This is a genomic window from Leucobacter sp. PH1c (assembly GCF_000633415.1).
GTDB lineage: Bacteria > Actinomycetota > Actinomycetes > Actinomycetales > Microbacteriaceae > Leucobacter.
In genome coordinates, this window is the sequence record NZ_AYMV01000038.1 from 1 (window position 1) to 16,708 (window position 16,708).

Genomic DNA, 16,708 nt, shown 5'->3' on the forward strand with positions numbered 1-16,708 from the left:
TCCGGACCCGGAAACCCGGAAGCCAGGCGCCGGAGTCCGCGCGCTGCGGTGCGGCGCTCCGCTCACGCATGGCACACCAGGGCGACGGCGCACGGCACCCTGGCACGCCGCCACCACACGGCGCCACCACACGGCACCACCACACGGCGCCACGGCCCGGCGCGACCCGTCTCCAGCGCTCCGGGCAACTCCGACGACGCGCCCCCGCGTCAACCGGACGCGCCGAACTCTAGGGAACCCTCAGGCAGATTGCCTGATGTCCGCTACGATAAGAGCGGAAATAGACGACGACCTCAGTACGGAAGTGGGCCGCCTATGGGTGCGATGATGAGTGTCCTTCTCGTCCTCGCGCTCGCCGCTCTCGGTGCGTATCCGCTCGTTCGTCGCTTCAGCCGCAATGGCTTCTTCGTCCTCTCGGGCGTGCTCGCGCTCGCGTTCGTCGCGCTCCTCGTCGCCGCCCAGCCGGTGTTCGGGGGAGCGGTGCTCACGGAGAGCCTGCCCTGGGTGCCGCAGCTCGACCTGACGCTCACCTTCCGACTCGACGTGCTCTCGGCGCTCTTCGCGCTGCTGGTGACGGGCGCCGGCTCGCTCGTGCTGCTCTACTGCGCGCGCTACTTCGACGAGGGCGAGGCTGGCCTGCCGCGCTTCGCCGCCGTCTTCACGGGCTTCGCCATGTCGATGCTCGGTCTCGTGCTGGCCGACGACGTCTTCCTGCTCTTCATCTTCTGGGAGGGAACGACGATCTTCTCGTTCCTCCTGATCGGCCACGTCACGCGCCTCCGCACCTCGAACGCGGCCGCGCTGCAGGCGCTCATCGTCACGACGCTCGGCGGGCTCGCGATGCTCGTCGGCTTCGTGATCCTGGCGCAGGCGGCTGGCTCGTCTCTGCTCTCCGACATCGTGGCGGCGCAGCCGACGGGCCCCGCGGCCGTCACCGCGGTGTTCCTCGTGCTCGCGGGCGCGCTCTCGAAGTCGGCGATCTTCCCGTTCCACTTCTGGCTTCCCGGCGCGATGGCCGCGCCGACCCCCGTGAGCGCGTACCTGCACGCCGCGGCGATGGTGAAGGCCGGCGTCTATATGATCGCCCGCCTGAACCCGGGCTTCGCCGACGTGGTCGGGTACCGGGAGACGCTCGTCATCCTCGGCGCGATCACGATGCTGAACGGCGGCATCCGCGCGCTGAAGCAGTTCGATATCAAGCTCATCGTCGCCCACGGCACGGTGAGCCAGCTCGGCCTGCTCATCATGGTCTTCGGGGTGGGGGATCCGCGCGCGACGTTCGCGGGCCTGGCCCTGCTCTTCGCGCACGCGCTCGCCAAGGCGCCGCTCTTCCTTGCGGTCGGGGCGATCGACCACGCCGCGGGAACGCGCGACCTGCGCAAGCTCAGCGGCATCGGGCGGCAGCTGCCCGCCCTCGCGGTGATCACGATTGTCGCCGCCGCCTCGATGGCCGGTGTGCCGCCGCTCATCGGCTTCGTCGCGAAGGAATCGGCGTTCACCGAACTGCTCGATCTCGCGAGCACCCAGCCGCTTGCGGGCGTCGCTTTCGCCGTCGCGGCGCTCGGCAGCGTGCTCACGGTCGCCTACATGGTGCGCTTCCTCTGGGGCGCGTTCGCGCGCAAGCCCGGCGTCGCGGACTGCGGCCTCGCGCACCGGCCCGAGATCGTGTCGCTCGCGGTTCCCGGCTTCTTCGTGCTCTTCACCCTGCTCGGCGGGATCTTCGCACCCGCGGTCGACAGCCTGCTCCAGCGCACCGTCACGGGAGACGTCGAGCCCGAGCACCTCGCACTCTGGCACGGCTTCACGCCGGCGCTCGGAGCCTCGGCGCTCGTGCTCCTCCTCGGCGCGGGCCTCGGTGTGCTGCTCTCGCGACCGGGGCTCCGGATCCCGGCGCTGCCGGATCGCTTCTCCGCGTCGCACGCTTACTGGCTCGTCACGCACCGCGTCGACAGCATCGCCGTGCGCGTCACCTCGATGACCCAGCGCGGCTCGCTGCCGTTCTACCTCGCGGTGATCCTGATCGTCCTCGTGCTCACGCTGGGCGGCGCGATCCTCACCACGGCGGAGTGGCCGGAGGAGCTCACGCTCGTCACCTCGCCCGTGCAGGTGCCGATCGCGATCATTATGATCGTCGCGGCGCTCTTCAGCCTCCGCGCGCGCACGCGCTTCCAGTCCGTCGTCCTCGTGGGCGTCACCGGCTACGGCATGGCCGCGATCTTCGCGATGCACGGGGCGCCCGATCTCGCGCTCACGCAGGCGCTCGTCGAGACGGTGACGCTGATCGCGTTCGTCCTCGTGATCCGCCGTCTCCCGCAGCGCATCGGCTCCCCACCCTCGAAGCGCGTGCGCTGGGTGCGCGCGCTCATCGGCATCTCGGTGGGTCTCGTGATCGGCGCCTTCGCGGTGATCGCGCTGGGCTCGCGGATCGCAGATCCGATCTCGCTCCAGCTGCCGGAGATGGCCTACGCGGGCGGCCACGGATCCAACACCGTGAACGTGATGCTCGTCGACATCCGCGGCTGGGACACGATGGGCGAGCTCTCCGTGATCCTCGCCGCGGCGACCGGCGTGGCCTCGCTCGTGTTCCTGAACACCCGCGCCGACCTGCGCCCGAAGCTGAGCCGCCGCGCGGCCCGTACGCAGGCGCAGGCGCACCTCATGCACGTGGCGGATCCGAACCACCCCGCGAGCCGCGTCTCCTGGCTGCTCGCCGGCCGGCAGCTGAACCCGGCGCGACGCTCGATCCTGCTCGAGGTCGTGGTGCGGCTGCTCTTCCACGCCCTCATCATCCTCTCGATCTACCTGCTGCTCACGGGCCACAACACCCCGGGCGGCGGCTTCGCGGGCGGCCTCGTCGCCGGTCTCGCGCTCGTCGCGCGCTACCTCGCGGGCGGCCGCCACGAGCTCGGGGCGACGGTGCCCCTCGATGCCGGCCGCATCCTCGGCGTGGGGCTCGCGATCGCGGTGTCGATGGCGATCCTGCCCATGTTCTTCGGCCAGTCGGCGCTCGCCTCGGCCTGGATCGACGTCGATCTCGGCCCCTTCGGCACGCTCCCGCTCGTCACCTCGACGCTGTTCGACATCGGCGTCTACCTCGTCGTGTTCGGCCTGATCCTCGACGTGCTCCGCAGCCTCGGCGCGGAGATCGACGAGCACGAGGAGGCCGAGGCGAGCGCGTTCGTTGATGAGGAGGTGGGCCGCTCATGACGATGCCTCTGGTCCTGGTCGCGGTGATGGTGGTGCTCTACGCATGCGGGGTCTACCTCATGCTCGATCGCACGCTCACCCGGCTGCTGCTCGGCTTCCTGCTCGTGGGGAACGCGACGAACCTGCTCATCTTCCTGATGTCCGGGTCGTTCGGCACGGCCCCGCTCGTCGGCGCCGGCCCCGCGGACGAGATGAGCGATCCGCTGCCGCAGGCCTTCATCCTCACCGCGATCGTGATCACCTTCGGCGTGAGCGCGTTCCTCCTCGCGCTCATCTACCGCTCCTGGCGGCTGGCCCAGGACCGCACCGATACGGTGCGCGACGACGACGGCGATCTCGAGCTCGCGGACGCCGACGAGCTCAGCTCGGACGAGGTCACGGAGGAGGACCTGGCGGATACGCCGGATTACACCGACGACGACGACCTGCCCGAGCACCAGGACGTGGCGCCCTACCCGGTGCCGCTGCCGAGCGCTGCGGCGGATCCCGGCACGGCGCCCGGAGCCGGGCCCAGTGATGCGCCCGGCTCGGATTCCGATCCCGGATCCTTCCCCGTGGAGGACCGCCGATGACCGCTCTCGTCCCCCTCGTCGTCCTGATCCCGCTCGCGAGCGCCGCGCTCGCGCTCGCGGTGCCGGGGCATCGGAAGATCCAGCAGGGCATCACGCTCGTCGCGCTGAGCGCCGTGCTCGTGCTGAGCGCCACGCTCATGTGGATCGTCGACGCCCAGGGCGCGCTCGTCATGGAGGTGGGCGGCTGGGCCGCTCCGTTCGGGATCGCGCTCGTCGTCGACCGCGTCTCGGCGCTGATGCTCGCGGTCTCCTCGGTCGTGCTGCTCGGCGTCTTCCTGTTCTCGATTGGCCAGGGCCTCGCCGATGGTGACGAGGACACGCCCGTCTCGATCTACTACCCGACGTACCTCGTGCTGGGCGCAGGCGTCTTCAACGCGTTCATCGCGGGCGACCTCTTCAACCTCTACGTGGGCTTTGAGATCCTGCTCGTCGCGAGTTACGTGCTCATCACCCTCGGCGGAACGGCGCAGCGGATCCGCGCGGGCGTCACCTACGTGGTCGTCTCGCTCGTCTCCTCGGTGCTGTTCCTCGCCGCGATCGCGCTCATCTACGGCGCGACGGGCACGGTCAACATGGCGCAGCTCACGGTGCGGATCGCGGAGCTGCCGAGCGAGGTGCAGCTGCTGCTCAACCTCATGCTGCTCATCGCGTTCGGGATCAAGGCCGCGGTGTTCCCGCTGTCGTTCTGGCTGCCCGATTCGTATCCGACGGCGCCGGCGCCCGTCACGGCGGTCTTCGCCGGCCTGCTCACGAAGGTGGGCGTCTACGCGATCATCCGCAGTCAGACCCTGCTGTTCCCCACCTCGAGCGTCGATACGGTGCTGCTCGTCGTCGCGGGGCTGACCCTCATCGTCGGCATCCTCGGCGCGGTGTCCCAACTCGATATCAAGCGACTGCTGTCGTTCACGCTGATCAGCCACATCGGGTACATGATCTTCGGCATCGGGATGGCGAACGCCGCGGGCTTCGGGGCCACGATCTTCTACATCGCGCACCACATCATCGTGCAGACCACGCTCTTCCTCGCAGTGGGGCTCATGGAGCGCCACGGCGGCACGACCTCGCTGTCGGGGCTCGGCGGCATGTTGCGCACGGCGCCCGTGATCGCGGTGCTGTTCTTCATCCCGATGCTGAACCTCGGAGGGATCCCGCCGTTCTCCGGGTTCATCGGGAAGCTCGGTCTCTTCACCGTCGCCGCGGATCTCGCGACGCCCGGTGCGTACTGGCTGATGGGGATCGGCGCGCTCGTCTCCCTCCTCACGCTGTACGCGCTCGCGCGCGCCTGGGTGTTCGCGTTCTGGCGTCCGCGCCGTCGCGCGGACGCGGAGACGCGGAGCACGCGGAAGCCGAGCAGCGAGGCCGTGATGCTGCGCGAGCGCGAGGAGGCACTCTTCGAGCAGCTCCACGACGCCCCCGACGCGGCACCGCAGCAGGAGCAGAAGGAGATCCCGAAGCTCATGATTGCCGCGACGGCGGGTATGGTCGTGGTGAGCGTCGGGCTGACGATCTTCGCCGGCCCGCTGTACGCGTACGCCGACCGGGCAGGCGAGAACATGGCCGAGCCCGGCCGCATGGTCGAGCTCGTGCTCGGGGACACCCCCGGCCAGCTCGGCGGCGGCAGCGGCGACACCCGACCCGGAGAGGGGAACGCGCATGACTGAGTCTCCCGCACCCCGCGCGGCCCGGAAGGTCGCGCTCGGCGTCCGGCTGCACGAGCTGCCGTTGCTCGTGGGGCTCGTCACGCTCTGGATGATGCTCTGGCACGAGGTGTCGCTCCTCTCCGTGGTGAGCGGCATCGTGGTCGCCATCCTCGTGATGCGCGTCTTCTACCTCCCGCCCGTGGAGCTCGCCGGCCGGTTCAATCCCTGGTACGCGCTGCGCTACCTCGGCTTCTTCTTCTGGAACCTCGCACACGCGTCCTGGCAGGTCGCGGGGCTCGCGGTGCGGCCCGGGCCGCCGCCGCCCACGGCGATCATCGCGGTGAAGCTCTCCACCCGCAACGACTTCATCCTCACGATGGTGGGGCTCACCATTTCGCTGATCCCGGGCTCGCTCGTGGCCGAGGTCGACCGCTTCGAGTCGACGCTGTACCTCCACGTGCTGAACACGCCGACGCAGCGCGCGATCACGAAGATGCGGCACGACGTTCGCCACATCGAGCGCCTCCTGATCCTCACGCTGGGATCGAAGCAGGAGATCGGAGCGCTGCGATGAGCCTCGTCATGACCACGCTGCTGATCGGTGCCGGGATCGGCCTCACCGCGACGGCGCTCGCGGCGATCGTGCGCATCGTGCGCGGGCCGACGATCCTCGACCGCATGGTGGCGTCGGACGTGCTGCTGACGACGCTCATGCTCGCGGTCGGTACCGACATGGTGGTGCGCGGGCACACCGACTCGATCGCGCTGATGACGGTGATCGCGGCGACGGCGACGTTCGCCACGATCGTCGTGGCGCGCTTCGTGAAGCGCCGCGCCGAGCAGCCGTTGCCCGAGGAACCGACGGAGGGAGCCGGACATGTCTGATGCAGCCCTGTGGGAGCAGGTGATGGATCTCGCGGCGGTCGTCTGTGTGTTCCTCGCCGCGGTGCTCTCCGTCGCCGCCGGGATCGGACTGCTCCGCTTCCCTGACGTGCTGAGCCGCCTGCACGCGGCGACGAAGCCCCAGATCTTCGGCCTGCTGCTCGTGATCGCGGCGATCGCGCTCGATCAGCGCTCGTTCCCGACGCTGCTCGCGCTCGTACCGGTCTTCGTCTTCCAGTCGCTCACGGCGCCCGTCGCCGCGCACATGGTGGGGCGCGCCGCGTACCGGACGCGGCAGCTCGACGCCGATTCGCTCGTGGTCGACGAGCTCGGCCCCGCGATCGAGCGCAGCGACACGCTCTACGGCTGAGCGCGCTCGGGACCGCTGGGTCGCTCGGAACCGCTGGGTCGCGCTGGAGCGCGCCGGGCGGGGATGAGCCGGGGTGGGCCGAGCTAGGGTGGACCGAGCCGAGCCGAGCCGAGCTGCGCCGCGGAGCGATCGTGCTCCGCGGCGCACCCTGCTAGAGCTCGGCGACGATCTCTGCGGCCCGTTCGTCCTGCCCGCTTGCGCGGAGGAGTTCGATCAGCTCGCCGGCCGCGGCCGCGCGCTCGTCGCGCGCGCGGGCGATCGTGAAGCCCTCGAAAGCCGACTCCAGCGCCCAGATGGCCTCCGTCGTGGCGCCGAGGTCACGGTGGATCTTGCCGGTGAGCCAGAACGCGTGGGCGGCGTCGCCGATGCGGCCGATCTGCGCGAACTCCTCGCCCGCGGCGGTCGCCTCGGCGAGGGCACGGGCGGGGTCGAAGCCCGCGGGGCGCGCGGCGGGAAGCGCGGCCGCGATCGAGCGGGCGAGCGAGTCGCGCAGCTCGGCCCGGCGGCCGATCCACTCGCCGCGGAGCCGCTCGGCGAGCTCCTCGCTCAGTTCGGAGCCGTCGAACTCGGTGTACTCGGCGAGCTCGGCATCGAGCGCCGAGAGGAGGCCGGCGGGCTCGCCCATGCGCGCGGCGATGGGGGCCCAGGCGGCGAGCACGGCGACGCGCACCTCGGGCGCCTCGCCCGCGGCGCGCAGCCGGGGGAGCGCCGCGGCGAAGAGTGCGTGTGCCGCCTCATCGTCCTGGTCGAGCGCGGCGCACTGCGCCGCCTCGGCGAACGCGACACCCGCGCGGCCGAGCCAGCCCTCGCCCTCGAGCCGCTCGGCGGCGTCGGCGTAGGCGCGTGCCGCGCCGCCGTAGTCGTTGCGCTGCGCGAGGTGCTCGGCGCGCGCGAGCACGGCCTCCGTGCTGGGCTCGCCCCCTCCCGGAGCAGCGTCGGTCCCGGCGCCAGTCTCGGTGCCGGCCTCGGTGCCGGCCTCCGCGGCCCCCGCGAGGTCCGGGGCGCCCGGTCCGGGTGCCGCCGCGGCCGGAGCGCCGAGCCCGGCGCCCGCGGCGACCGCGCCGGGCGCGGGGAGCGGGGTCGCGACGCGCGTGGCGGAGAGCGCACGGGCGATGCGTCGCGCGTGCATGTCGGTGCCGTTGCGGGCGTCGAGCGGAGCCGCGAGCCGCTCAGCCGCGCTGCGGGCCCAATCGTGAAGCGCGGAAACCGTGCTCCACTCGGGCTCGGCGAAGCCGGTGGGGAGCTCCCCGCGGTCGAGGTTCGCGGACAGTCCGGCCAGGAGGCCAAGCAGGAAGCGCAGGTGGAGCGCCGGGCTCGCGCCCTTCCGGAGCGCGTCGGGGTAGTCGTTGCGCAGCGTGCGGAGCGCCTGCTCGACGCGTCCGCCGCGGGCGAGCATCTCGAAGCCGTGGCCGCGCGCCGCGGGGAAGTCGGTCGGGTCCCCGTCGTCCGAGGCGACGGCGCGCTTGTGCATGCGGTCCGCGGCCTCCGGGTCGCCCGACAGCAGGAGCGCGAGCGAGAGCGAGTAGCGCGTGCGCGTGGGCTCGAGGTTGCAGCTGCTCTCCTGCGTGAGGCCGAGGGCCACGGCTTCCTCGACGCGCTCCGTGTCGACGAAGAAGTCGACCTGCTGGCCGATGGTGCAGGCGACGCAGTCCTCGAACTCGTCGCGGAGCCCCGTGATCCAGGCGAGGCGCTGTTCTTCGGCGTCGGCCTGGCCCGCGTGCCAGGCCCAGCGGAAGCGGCTCATCCGCACGGAGGAGAGACCGTGGCCGGCGAGCTCGAAGCGGCGCTCCATGTCGGCGAGGAAGGCCTCGGCCTGAGCGCGCGTGATCTGCGGGTACTCGGGCAGGTCGGAGGCGACCCACTTGAACTCCCAGAAGAGGTTGCGCTCGTCGCCCGTGTCGAACAGCTCGGGGCTCTCGTCCCAGAGCCGCAGCGCGCGGGCGAACACGACGAACGACTTCGCGCCCTCGTCGGCGAAGGAGTACGCCTCGACGAGGTCGAGGAGGGCCTCCGGGAGCGCCTCGCGGGGGCCGTCGGCCTCGATGCGGCGGGCGAGCGCCTCCGCGGAGGCGGTGCGGGCCGTGCCGTAGGGCATGCGCCGCACGGCGGCGAGTTCGCGTCTGATCTCAGCGGTCACTGGGGATCCTCCTGGAAGGGGTCGTCGGGGAGTGCGGGGCGCGCCGGATCGCCCGCGGTCCCGGTCTCAGGGGCAGGGTCAGGGCCGGGGCCGGAAGGAGCGTGGAGCGCCGATTCGAGCAGGACGCCGAGCGCGTCGGCGAGCGCACCGGACTCGGCGCTGCGCAGCCCCTCACCTGCGAGCATCACGGCGGAGAGATAGAGCGAGCGAAGCCCGGCGTCGAACACGTCGCCGTGCGGCGCGGCGAGGAGGCGGCGCGACACCGCCGAGTCGTCGTTCAGCACGAGCGTGCGGCTGCGCTCCTGGCCCTGCTCGGCGAACGCGTCGAGCAGTCCGCCCCAGAGATCCGGGCTGGCGGCGCGCTCGCGGTCGCGGTCGCGCCGGTGCTCGCCCTCGGAGTCGCGCAGGAGGATCGCGGGGACGTTCTCGGGGGCGAAGCTGCGCACGATCACGTCGCAGTCGTCGGCCTCGAGGAGGCGGCGGGCGTGCGCCACCGCGTCCGCGACCTGCCACTCCCGCTCGAGCGAGGGCACGCCGAGGGTGTGCACGAGGTCGGCGCTCTCGAGCTCGCGCACGCGCCAGCCGGGCCTGCGGCCGAGCCGGGTGAGCAGATCGGCGTCGTAGACGTAGCCCGCGTTCAACACGATGAGGCCCTGGGCGCGGGCGACTGCCGAGACCCGGCGGTACGCCTCGGTGGTGGTCGTGTAGACGATCTCCGTACCGTCGCCGCCGAGCTCCGCGAGCGTGCGCGGACCGTCGGTCGTCTCGAAGGGGAGGATCTCGGCGATGAGCGCGAGCATCTCGGGGTCCGTGAGCGCGAGGCCGCGCAGCGCGAGGTGGTGGGTCGAGATCACGGCCCGGGCGAGCCGGGAATCGCTGCCGAGCTCGCCGAGTGCCCAGCGCTTCAGCTGGGCTCCGATGGCCTCGCGCACGCCGAGGAGCACTTCGTCGTCGTGGAGCTGCTCGCGGGAGGCCGTGGGGGAGAGCGTGTCCGTGTCGAGCACGGCGCGCACGAAGAACGCCCACTCGGGCAGCACGCGGTCGACGCGCGGACCGAGGAGCATCCGCTTCATGTAGACGCGGTGCTGCCCCGAGCCCGGGGAGACGGCCTGCGGCAGGATGAAGGCGACGCCACTCACCCCGGCGAGCTCGAGCTCCAGGTCGATCGCGCCGAGCGGGGTGAAACCGAAGGTCCGTTCGCAGTACGCCGCGAGCGCCTGCGCGCGCTCGGCGGAGTTCGCGTGGCGCTCCCGCCACGGCAGCTCCGGCTCGGTGATGCGCACCCAGGCGTCGCCGCTGCCCGCGATCGCGGCGCGCACGGCGATGTCGAAGGGGAGCAGGGAGCCGTACTCCCGGGCGAGGGCGAGCACGGTGTCGTGGCTCAGCCAGTGGCCGGCATCCGCGCGGGCGGTGAGCCGCACCCGAGTGCCCACGGGGATCGCGTCGCCCGCGGCCTCCTCGGCCGTGAGCTCGGCGACATCGAAGGTGCCGTCCGCGCGGCCCTCCCAGCGGATCGCGGCGGCGTCGGGGTCGACCGAGCGCGAGCGCACCTCGATCCGGTCAGCGACCATGAAGGCCGCGAGCATTCCGATGCCGAACTGCCCGATGAACTCCGCACGGCCCACGCCGAAGTCGGCGTCGCGCTTCGACGAGCGCCCGATCGTCGCGAGGAGCTCGGCGGCCTGCGGCCCGGTGAGCCCGACACCGGTGTCGACGACCTCGAGCGTCTCGCGCCCCGCGTCGTCGACACCGGCGGTGATCCGGATCTGCGCGGGCGCGTCAGCCTGCTGCTCGCGACGCGCGGTGACCGCGTCCACGGCGTTCTGGATGAGCTCCCGCAGGTACACCTGCGGGCCCGAGTAGAGGTGCCGGGAGAGGAGGTCGACCATTCCGGAGAGGTCGACCTGGAACCGTTCGGTCATGCGTGCGTGCTCAGTCCTCGGGCTTGTACTCGGCCCAGATCTCGGGGAAGACCTCGTTGACCTGCTCGTAGAAGGACATGCCCGTGTTGACGGCGCAGAGCAGCTGCTGATCGAGCTGGCCGTCGGTGATGCCCTGCTCGTAGTCGACGTTGTGCTCGGTGTGGATGCGGACGAGGCCCTCATCGTCGAGGCGGGCATAGGTCTTCGGCCACAGCTTCTCGGCGTTCCACGAGTTGCAGGTCTCGATGGCCTGGCCGAGGAGCTCCGCGGGGAGCTTGCCGCGCCAGCTGCCGCGGATGCAGAGCAGTTCCTCCTCCTTGCCGCTCAGGAAGAAGAAGAACGAGGCGTACTCCCAGCCGCCCCCGATGTCGCCGTCCGTGTCGACGCTGTACGACCAGCCCGCGCGCTCGAGGCCGGCCTTGATCCGCTCCTTCGAGATGGGGGTGAGCCCGTTGCCGCCGCCGACCGCGGGGGTGCTGTCCTTCGTGAAGAATCCCATGTCTGCTGTGTCCTCTCGTCGGGATTGTCTTCTTCGAGGATGGCATATGCCACCGACAGGCGAAAACACGAGGTGCCTCCGGACCCAGGAGAACCGGAGGCACCGATCGTGCGATTCCGTGCTATGCGTCGACCAGGTACCGGCTGTACGCGGGTACCGTGAGGAACGTCGGGAAGTCATCGCCGAGCGCGACATCGGCGAAGAGCTCCGCCGCGTCGTCGAAGCGGTCGCCCGAGAAGCGCTCGAAGCCGCCGACCGTCTCGCGGAGCAGCTCCGACACCCACTCGCGGGTGATGCGCGTGCCCTCGGCGGTCGACTGATCCTGGTGGATCCACTGCCAGATCTGCGAGCGGCTGATCTCGGCGGTCGCCGCATCCTCCATGAGGTTGTCGATCGCCACCGCGCCGTTCCCGCGGAGCCACGCCTCGATGTAGCGGATCCCGATGGAGACGTTCTCGCGGACCCCCGCCTCGGTGATCTCGCGGCCGATGTGCACGTCGAGCAGCTGCGCCGCGGTCACCTCGACGTCATCGCGCTGGCGCTCGACCTGGTTCGGGCGATCGCCCAGGACCGCGTCGAACTCGGCCTGCGCCACGGGGATCAGGTCCGGGTGGGCCACCCAGGTGCCGTCGAAGCCGTCGCCGGCCTCGCGGTGCTTGTCCGCGCGCACCTTCTCCTCGGCCCGAGCGGTCACCTCGGCGTCGCGGCGGTTCGGGATGAACGCGCTCATGCCGCCGATCGCGTGCGCACCGCGCTTGTGACAGGTCTTCACGAGCAGCTCGGTGTACGCGCGCATGAACGGCACCGTCATGGTGACCTCGCTGCGATCCGGGAGCACGAAGCGCGCCCCGCGGCCGCGGTAGTTCTTGATGATCGAGAAGATGTAGTCCCAGCGGCCGGCGTTGAGGCCGGCGATGTGATCCCGCATCACGTAGAGGATCTCCTCCATCTCGAACGCGGCGGGCAGTGTCTCGATGAGCACCGTCGCGCGGATCGTCCCGTGGGGGAGGCCCAGTCGCTCCTCGGTGAACGAGAAGATGTCGTCCCAGAGCTTCGCCTCCTCGCTCGACTCGAGCTTCGCGATGTAGAAGTAGGGGCCGCGTCCGCGGGCCACGAGCTCGGTCGCGTTGTGGAACGCGTAGAGGCCGAAGTCGACGAGGCTGCCCGAGGCCGCGCCCGACTGGCCCTGCGCGTCCGTGAAGCGCATGTGCTTCTCCACGAGGTGCCAGCCGCGAGGACGCATCACGATCGTGGGCGTGCGCTCCGCCGTGACGCGGTATTCCTTGCCCTCGGGGCTCGTGTACTCCAGCTGCTCACGGATCGCATCGAAGAGCGAGAGCTGCCCGCCGATGACGTTGCGCCAGGTGGGGCTCGTCGCGTCCTCCTGGTCCGCGAGCCAGACCCGCGCACCCGAGTTCATCGCGTTGATCGTCATCTTCGGGTCGGTCGGCCCGGTGATCTCCACGCGTCGATCCTCCAGCCCGGGCCCGGCGCCCGCGACCCGCCAGCTCGCGTCCTCGCGGATGCTGCGGGTGTCCTCGCGGAACTTGGGGTCGCGGCCGTTGCCGATCTCGTAGCGGCGGCGCTGCCGGTCCGCGAGGCGCTCATGGCGCGTGCTCGCGAAGCGGTCGTGCAGCTCGGTGAGGAAGGCGAGCGCCTCGGCGGTGAGGATCTCCTCACTGCGCTCGAAGGGGCGGCCGGTGACCTCGATACGGGGGCCGAAAGCGGAGGGGGTGGCGGTCTGCGACTGCTGCGGGGCCGCCTGCGTGGTGGTCATGATGCGTCCTTTGAAGTGAAGTGACTCCGCGGGGGAGTTGGGTAGTTCCATCTTTGAGCCTCCCCGCGGGGGTTCGAGTGCGGAAACCGGGGTGAAGTTCTGGGATATTTCTGCTTGCCGAAAGAATCTCGCCCTGGCAGGCTGGACGCATGACCTCGCTCACCACCGCCTTCACTGCCGAAGCCCCGCTCGAGCACGAGCCCGAGGACGGGGGCGACGCCCTCACGCTCGGCCGCCGCGTGCGCGAGCGCCGCATCGAGCGCGGCATGACGCTTGAGCAGCTCGCCGGCGCGGTCGACCGCGCCCCCTCCCAGCTCTCCGCGATCGAGAACGGCAAGCGCGAGCCCCGGCTGCCGCTCCTGCGGGCGCTCGCCGCAGCGCTCGGGGTGACGGTGGACGAACTGCTGATCGACGAGGCGCCGAGCGAGCGAGCGGCGCTCGAGATCGCGGTCGAGCGCGCGCAGCGCGGCACCGTGTTTGGCTCGCTCGGGATCCAGCCGATCCGCGTCTCGAAGGCCACGAGCGACGAGACGCTGAAGGCGATCCTCGGGCTGCACCAGGAGGTCGAGCGGCTGCACCGCGAGCGCGCCGCGACGCCCGAGGAGGCGCGGCGCGCGAACACCGAGCTGCGCGCCGAGATGCGGGTTGCCGGGAACTACTACCCCGAGCTCGAGCGCGCGGCCTCACAGCTGCTCGACAGCGTGGGGTACACGGGCGGCCCCGTGTCGCAGCAGACGACCTCGAACGTCGCGGAGAAGCTCGGCTTCAGCCTGCACTACGTCTCGAACATGCCGCACTCCACTCGCTCGGTGATCGATCGCCGCAACGGGCGCATCTACCTGAGCAGCAATCTGCCCTCCCGCGATGCCCGCGCTCCCATCCTGCGCGCGCTCGCGAGCCTCGTGTGCGGTCACGAGGAGCCGCGCAGCTACGGCGAGTTCCTGCGTCAGCGCGTCGAGGCGAACTACCTCGCGGGCGCGGTGCTGCTGCCGGAGGGCGCTGCGGTGGAGCACCTCGCCGCGGCGAAGAAGCAGCGGCAGATCTCGATGGAGGATCTGCGCGACGCGTTCGGCGTCTCCTACGAGATGGCGGCCCACCGCTTCACGAACCTCGCGACCGAGCGGCTCGGGCTCGAGGTGCACTTCATGAAGGCGCACGAGTCGGGCACCCTCATCAAGGCCTACGAGAACGACGGGGTCCGCTTCCCGTCCGACGCGCTCGGCAACTTCGAGGGCGCGATGGTGTGCCGCAACTGGACGGCGCGCACCATCTTCAGTCAGCCCGACCGCTTCAACCCCTGGTACCAGTACACCGACATGACGGCGGGCGGCACCTACTGGTGTACCTCGCGCGTGGAGAAGGCGAAGGAGGGCCTCTACTCGGTGAGCGTCGGCGTGCGCTTCGAGGACGTGAAGTGGTTCCGCGGCCGTGAGACCCCGCACCGCTCGCAGTCCTTCTGCCCGGACGACCGGTGCTGCCGCCAGGCCTCGACCGAGCTGACCGCGAAGTGGGAGGCCGCCGCCTGGCCGGAGGCCGCAACCCCGACGAGTCTCCTCGCGGCGCTCCCGACGGGGACGTTCCCCGGCGTCGACTCGAACGAGGTCTATGCGTTCCTGGAGCAGAATGAGCGCAGCTCATAGCACGCCGCGCCGCTTCGGGCCGTGAATTCGCACGGCGAGGTGCGCCGCGACCGTCGGCTGCGATAGCGTAGAGGGACTGAGCCGACCGGCTCACCGAAGCCCCGAGAGTAGGAGTGGGTGAGCACGTGAACACCGAGAATCACGCCCGTCGCGCCGATCATACGGAGGTGCGTGCAACGCAGCAGTTCCGCGAGGATCTGGGGGCCATGATCCGCTCCCGTGCGACCGACCTGTCCATCGACGAGCGCGAGGCCGTCGAGGCCCTGCCGTCGGGCGCCGCGCTCCTCGTGGTGCGCCGCGGCCCGGATCTCGGCGCGCGCTTCCTGCTCGATCAGGATGTGACGGTCGCCGGCCGCCACCCCGCGGTCGATATCTTCCTCGACGATGTGACGGTGTCCCGCCGCCACGCCGAGTTCCGCCGCTCGGGCACCGCGTTCACGGTCGCCGACAAGGGCTCCCTGAACGGGACGTTCTGCGACGGCGAGCGCATCTCGGGCGAGGTCGCGCTCGAGGACGGCGTCGAGGTGCAGGTCGGCAAGTTCCGCTTCACCTTCTTCGCGTCGCGCTTCGATCTCGCCGAAGGCGCCTGAGATGGCGGGCGCGGCCGCACGCCAGCCCGCTCCCGGTCTGCTGAGCATCGGTCAGGTGCTCGCCCGTCTCCAGGACGACTTCGCCGATCTGTCGCCGTCGAAGCTCCGCTTCCTCGAGGAGCAGGGCCTCGTCACGCCCGAGCGCACGAAGTCGGGCTACCGGAAGTTCTCCCAGGCCCACATCGAGCGGCTCCGGCTCATCCTCACGCTGCAGCGGGATCATTACCTCCCGCTCAAGGTGATCGCCGAGGTGCTCGACGAGATGGACCAGGGGCGCGACCCCGTGATCCCCGGGGCGGCGCGGCGCAGCGCGTCGAGCATCCTCTCGCCGAAGCGAGTGCTCGGCAGCGATGAGCTCTGCCGCTCGACGGGCGCGAGCCCGCGCTTCCTGGGCGAGGCGATCGCGGCGGGGCTCCTGCCCGCAGCCGAGGTCTTCCCCCACGACGCGGTGTCGCAGCTCACGGCGCTCCTCCGGCTCGCCGAGCGCGGGATCACGCCGCGCCACCTCCGCGCGGTGCGCGTTGCCGCGGAGCGGGAGGCCGAGCTCATCTCGCGCGCGGCCTCGACCCGCGGCATGAAGACCGGGACTCCGGCGGGCGAGGAGGAGGCGCTCGAGTTCGCCGGCTACCTCGACACGGTCCGGTCCGGCGTGTTGCGACGGGCGATTTCGGACGCCTGACGCGGGGCAGATCCGCACCGTTTCAACCTTCAAGTTCACCGTGAGGGCGACACGGTGAAAATGACCGTCCGGGGTCGTTGCACGGGGCAGTGCCTGTGGGTAGCGTTGGGGGAGTTGGGCGCACTCGCGCCCCCGGGAAAGGAACACATGAAGAACACGCAGCACCCGTTCGGGGACGACGGTTCTTCGCAGACTCTCGGGGAATCGATCGCGGACGATCTGCTGTTCGACGATGGCCTGCCCCGCCCCAATCAGGACGGCGGATTCAAGGGTGCGACGGCGGCCCGTGCGGCCGGCATCAGTTACCGCCAGCTCGACTACTGGGCCCGGACGGGCCTCGTCGAGCCCACGGTCCGCGGCGCCGCGGGCTCCGGCTCCCAGCGGCTCTACGGCTTCCGCGACATCCTCGTGCTGAAGCTCGTGAAGCGCCTCCTCGACACCGGCATCTCGCTCCAGCAGATCCGCACGGCCGTTGCGCAGCTCCACGAGGCCGGCGTGCACGATCTCTCGCAGACCACGCTCATGAGCGACGGCGCAGGCGTCTACCTCTGCACCTCGAGCGACGAGGTCATCGACCTCGTGAGCCGCGGCCAGGGCGTCTTCGGCATCGCCGTCGGCAAGGTCCTCCGCGAGGTCGAGACCTCTCTCGTCGATATGGACGAGCACCGCGAGCAGGCGGCCTCGGTTGACGAGCTCGCGGAGCGCCGCGGCAGCCGCAAGATCTCCTAGGCCGCTCCGGGCGGCACGTGCCGCAGCGGCCCGCCCGGGATCGGCCCCGCACACGACTGAGCCC

The 16,708-nt window shown here is 71.0% G+C and carries 14 protein-coding genes; 10 read left to right on the forward strand and 4 right to left on the reverse strand.

What is annotated here, in order from left to right:
- The first annotated feature begins 315 nt into the window (after positions 1-315).
- The 6 genes from U874_RS0112205 to mnhG are packed head-to-tail and all read left to right on the forward strand — an operon-like array spanning position 316 to position 6,671.
- Complete coding sequence (locus U874_RS0112205; protein ID WP_029988379.1) at positions 316-3,207, forward strand: Na+/H+ antiporter subunit A; 2,892 nt, start codon at positions 316-318, stop codon at positions 3,205-3,207.
- Positions 3,204-3,779 carry a Na(+)/H(+) antiporter subunit C gene (locus tag U874_RS0112210; RefSeq protein ID WP_025134821.1) on the forward strand — a complete coding sequence of 192 codons (576 nt, stop codon included), beginning with the start codon at positions 3,204-3,206 and terminating at the stop codon, positions 3,777-3,779. The genes U874_RS0112205 and U874_RS0112210 overlap by 4 nt, the downstream gene beginning before the upstream one ends.
- Positions 3,776-5,440 (forward strand): Na+/H+ antiporter subunit D, encoded by a 1,665-nt coding sequence (locus U874_RS0112215; RefSeq protein WP_025134822.1) that lies wholly within the window; start codon positions 3,776-3,778, stop codon positions 5,438-5,440. Before U874_RS0112210 ends, U874_RS0112215 begins: the two co-directional genes overlap by 4 nt.
- Positions 5,433-5,993 (forward strand): Na+/H+ antiporter subunit E, encoded by a 561-nt coding sequence (locus U874_RS0112220; protein ID WP_025134823.1) that lies wholly within the window; start codon positions 5,433-5,435, stop codon positions 5,991-5,993. The genes U874_RS0112215 and U874_RS0112220 overlap by 8 nt, the downstream gene beginning before the upstream one ends.
- Complete coding sequence (locus tag U874_RS0112225; RefSeq protein WP_025134824.1) at positions 5,990-6,304, forward strand: sodium:proton antiporter; 315 nt, start codon at positions 5,990-5,992, stop codon at positions 6,302-6,304. The genes U874_RS0112220 and U874_RS0112225 overlap by 4 nt, the downstream gene beginning before the upstream one ends.
- Complete coding sequence (gene mnhG / locus U874_RS0112230) at positions 6,297-6,671, forward strand: monovalent cation/H(+) antiporter subunit G (protein ID WP_025134825.1); 375 nt, start codon at positions 6,297-6,299, stop codon at positions 6,669-6,671. The genes U874_RS0112225 and mnhG overlap by 8 nt, the downstream gene beginning before the upstream one ends.
- A gap of 151 nt (positions 6,672-6,822) precedes the next feature.
- On the opposite strand, the gene U874_RS0112235 is transcribed toward mnhG, so the two are convergent.
- The 4 genes from U874_RS0112235 to aceB all read right to left on the reverse strand — a co-directional run bounded on the left by U874_RS0112235 (position 6,823) and on the right by aceB (position 13,006).
- Positions 6,823-8,808 carry a hypothetical protein gene (locus U874_RS0112235; RefSeq protein ID WP_025134826.1) on the reverse strand — a complete coding sequence of 662 codons (1,986 nt, stop codon included), beginning with the start codon at positions 8,806-8,808 and terminating at the stop codon, positions 6,823-6,825.
- The gene (locus U874_RS0112240; protein ID WP_025134827.1) at positions 8,805-10,730 is read right to left on the reverse strand and encodes an HSP90 family protein; all 1,926 of its coding nucleotides are present in this window, start codon (positions 10,728-10,730) and stop codon (positions 8,805-8,807) included. The genes U874_RS0112235 and U874_RS0112240 overlap by 4 nt, the downstream gene beginning before the upstream one ends.
- A gap of 10 nt (positions 10,731-10,740) precedes the next feature.
- The gene (locus tag U874_RS0112245) at positions 10,741-11,229 is read right to left on the reverse strand and encodes a YbjN domain-containing protein (RefSeq protein ID WP_025134828.1); all 489 of its coding nucleotides are present in this window, start codon (positions 11,227-11,229) and stop codon (positions 10,741-10,743) included.
- Between the two features lie 121 nt (positions 11,230-11,350).
- Complete coding sequence (gene aceB / locus U874_RS0112250) at positions 11,351-13,006, reverse strand: malate synthase A (RefSeq protein WP_025134829.1); 1,656 nt, start codon at positions 13,004-13,006, stop codon at positions 11,351-11,353.
- Between the two features lie 149 nt (positions 13,007-13,155).
- Here aceB and U874_RS0112255 point away from each other — a divergent pair, with 149 nt between their 5' ends.
- The 4 genes from U874_RS0112255 to U874_RS0112270 all read left to right on the forward strand — a co-directional run bounded on the left by U874_RS0112255 (position 13,156) and on the right by U874_RS0112270 (position 16,644).
- A complete protein-coding gene (locus tag U874_RS0112255) occupies positions 13,156-14,646 on the forward strand; it encodes a helix-turn-helix domain-containing protein (protein ID WP_025134830.1) in 1,491 nt (496 codons plus the stop codon).
- A gap of 125 nt (positions 14,647-14,771) precedes the next feature.
- Entirely contained in the window at positions 14,772-15,236 is a 465-nt protein-coding gene (locus U874_RS0112260; RefSeq protein ID WP_025134831.1) for an FHA domain-containing protein, read from the forward strand.
- Between the two features lies 1 nt (position 15,237).
- Positions 15,238-15,915, forward strand: coding sequence for a MerR family transcriptional regulator (locus tag U874_RS0112265; protein WP_025134832.1), 678 nt, complete (start codon positions 15,238-15,240; stop codon positions 15,913-15,915).
- 147 nt (positions 15,916-16,062) lie between these two features.
- Positions 16,063-16,644: a MerR family transcriptional regulator gene (locus tag U874_RS0112270; protein ID WP_025134833.1), complete on the forward strand. Its 582-nt coding sequence runs from the start codon at positions 16,063-16,065 to the stop codon at positions 16,642-16,644.
- Positions 16,645-16,708: the final 64 nt, after the last annotated feature.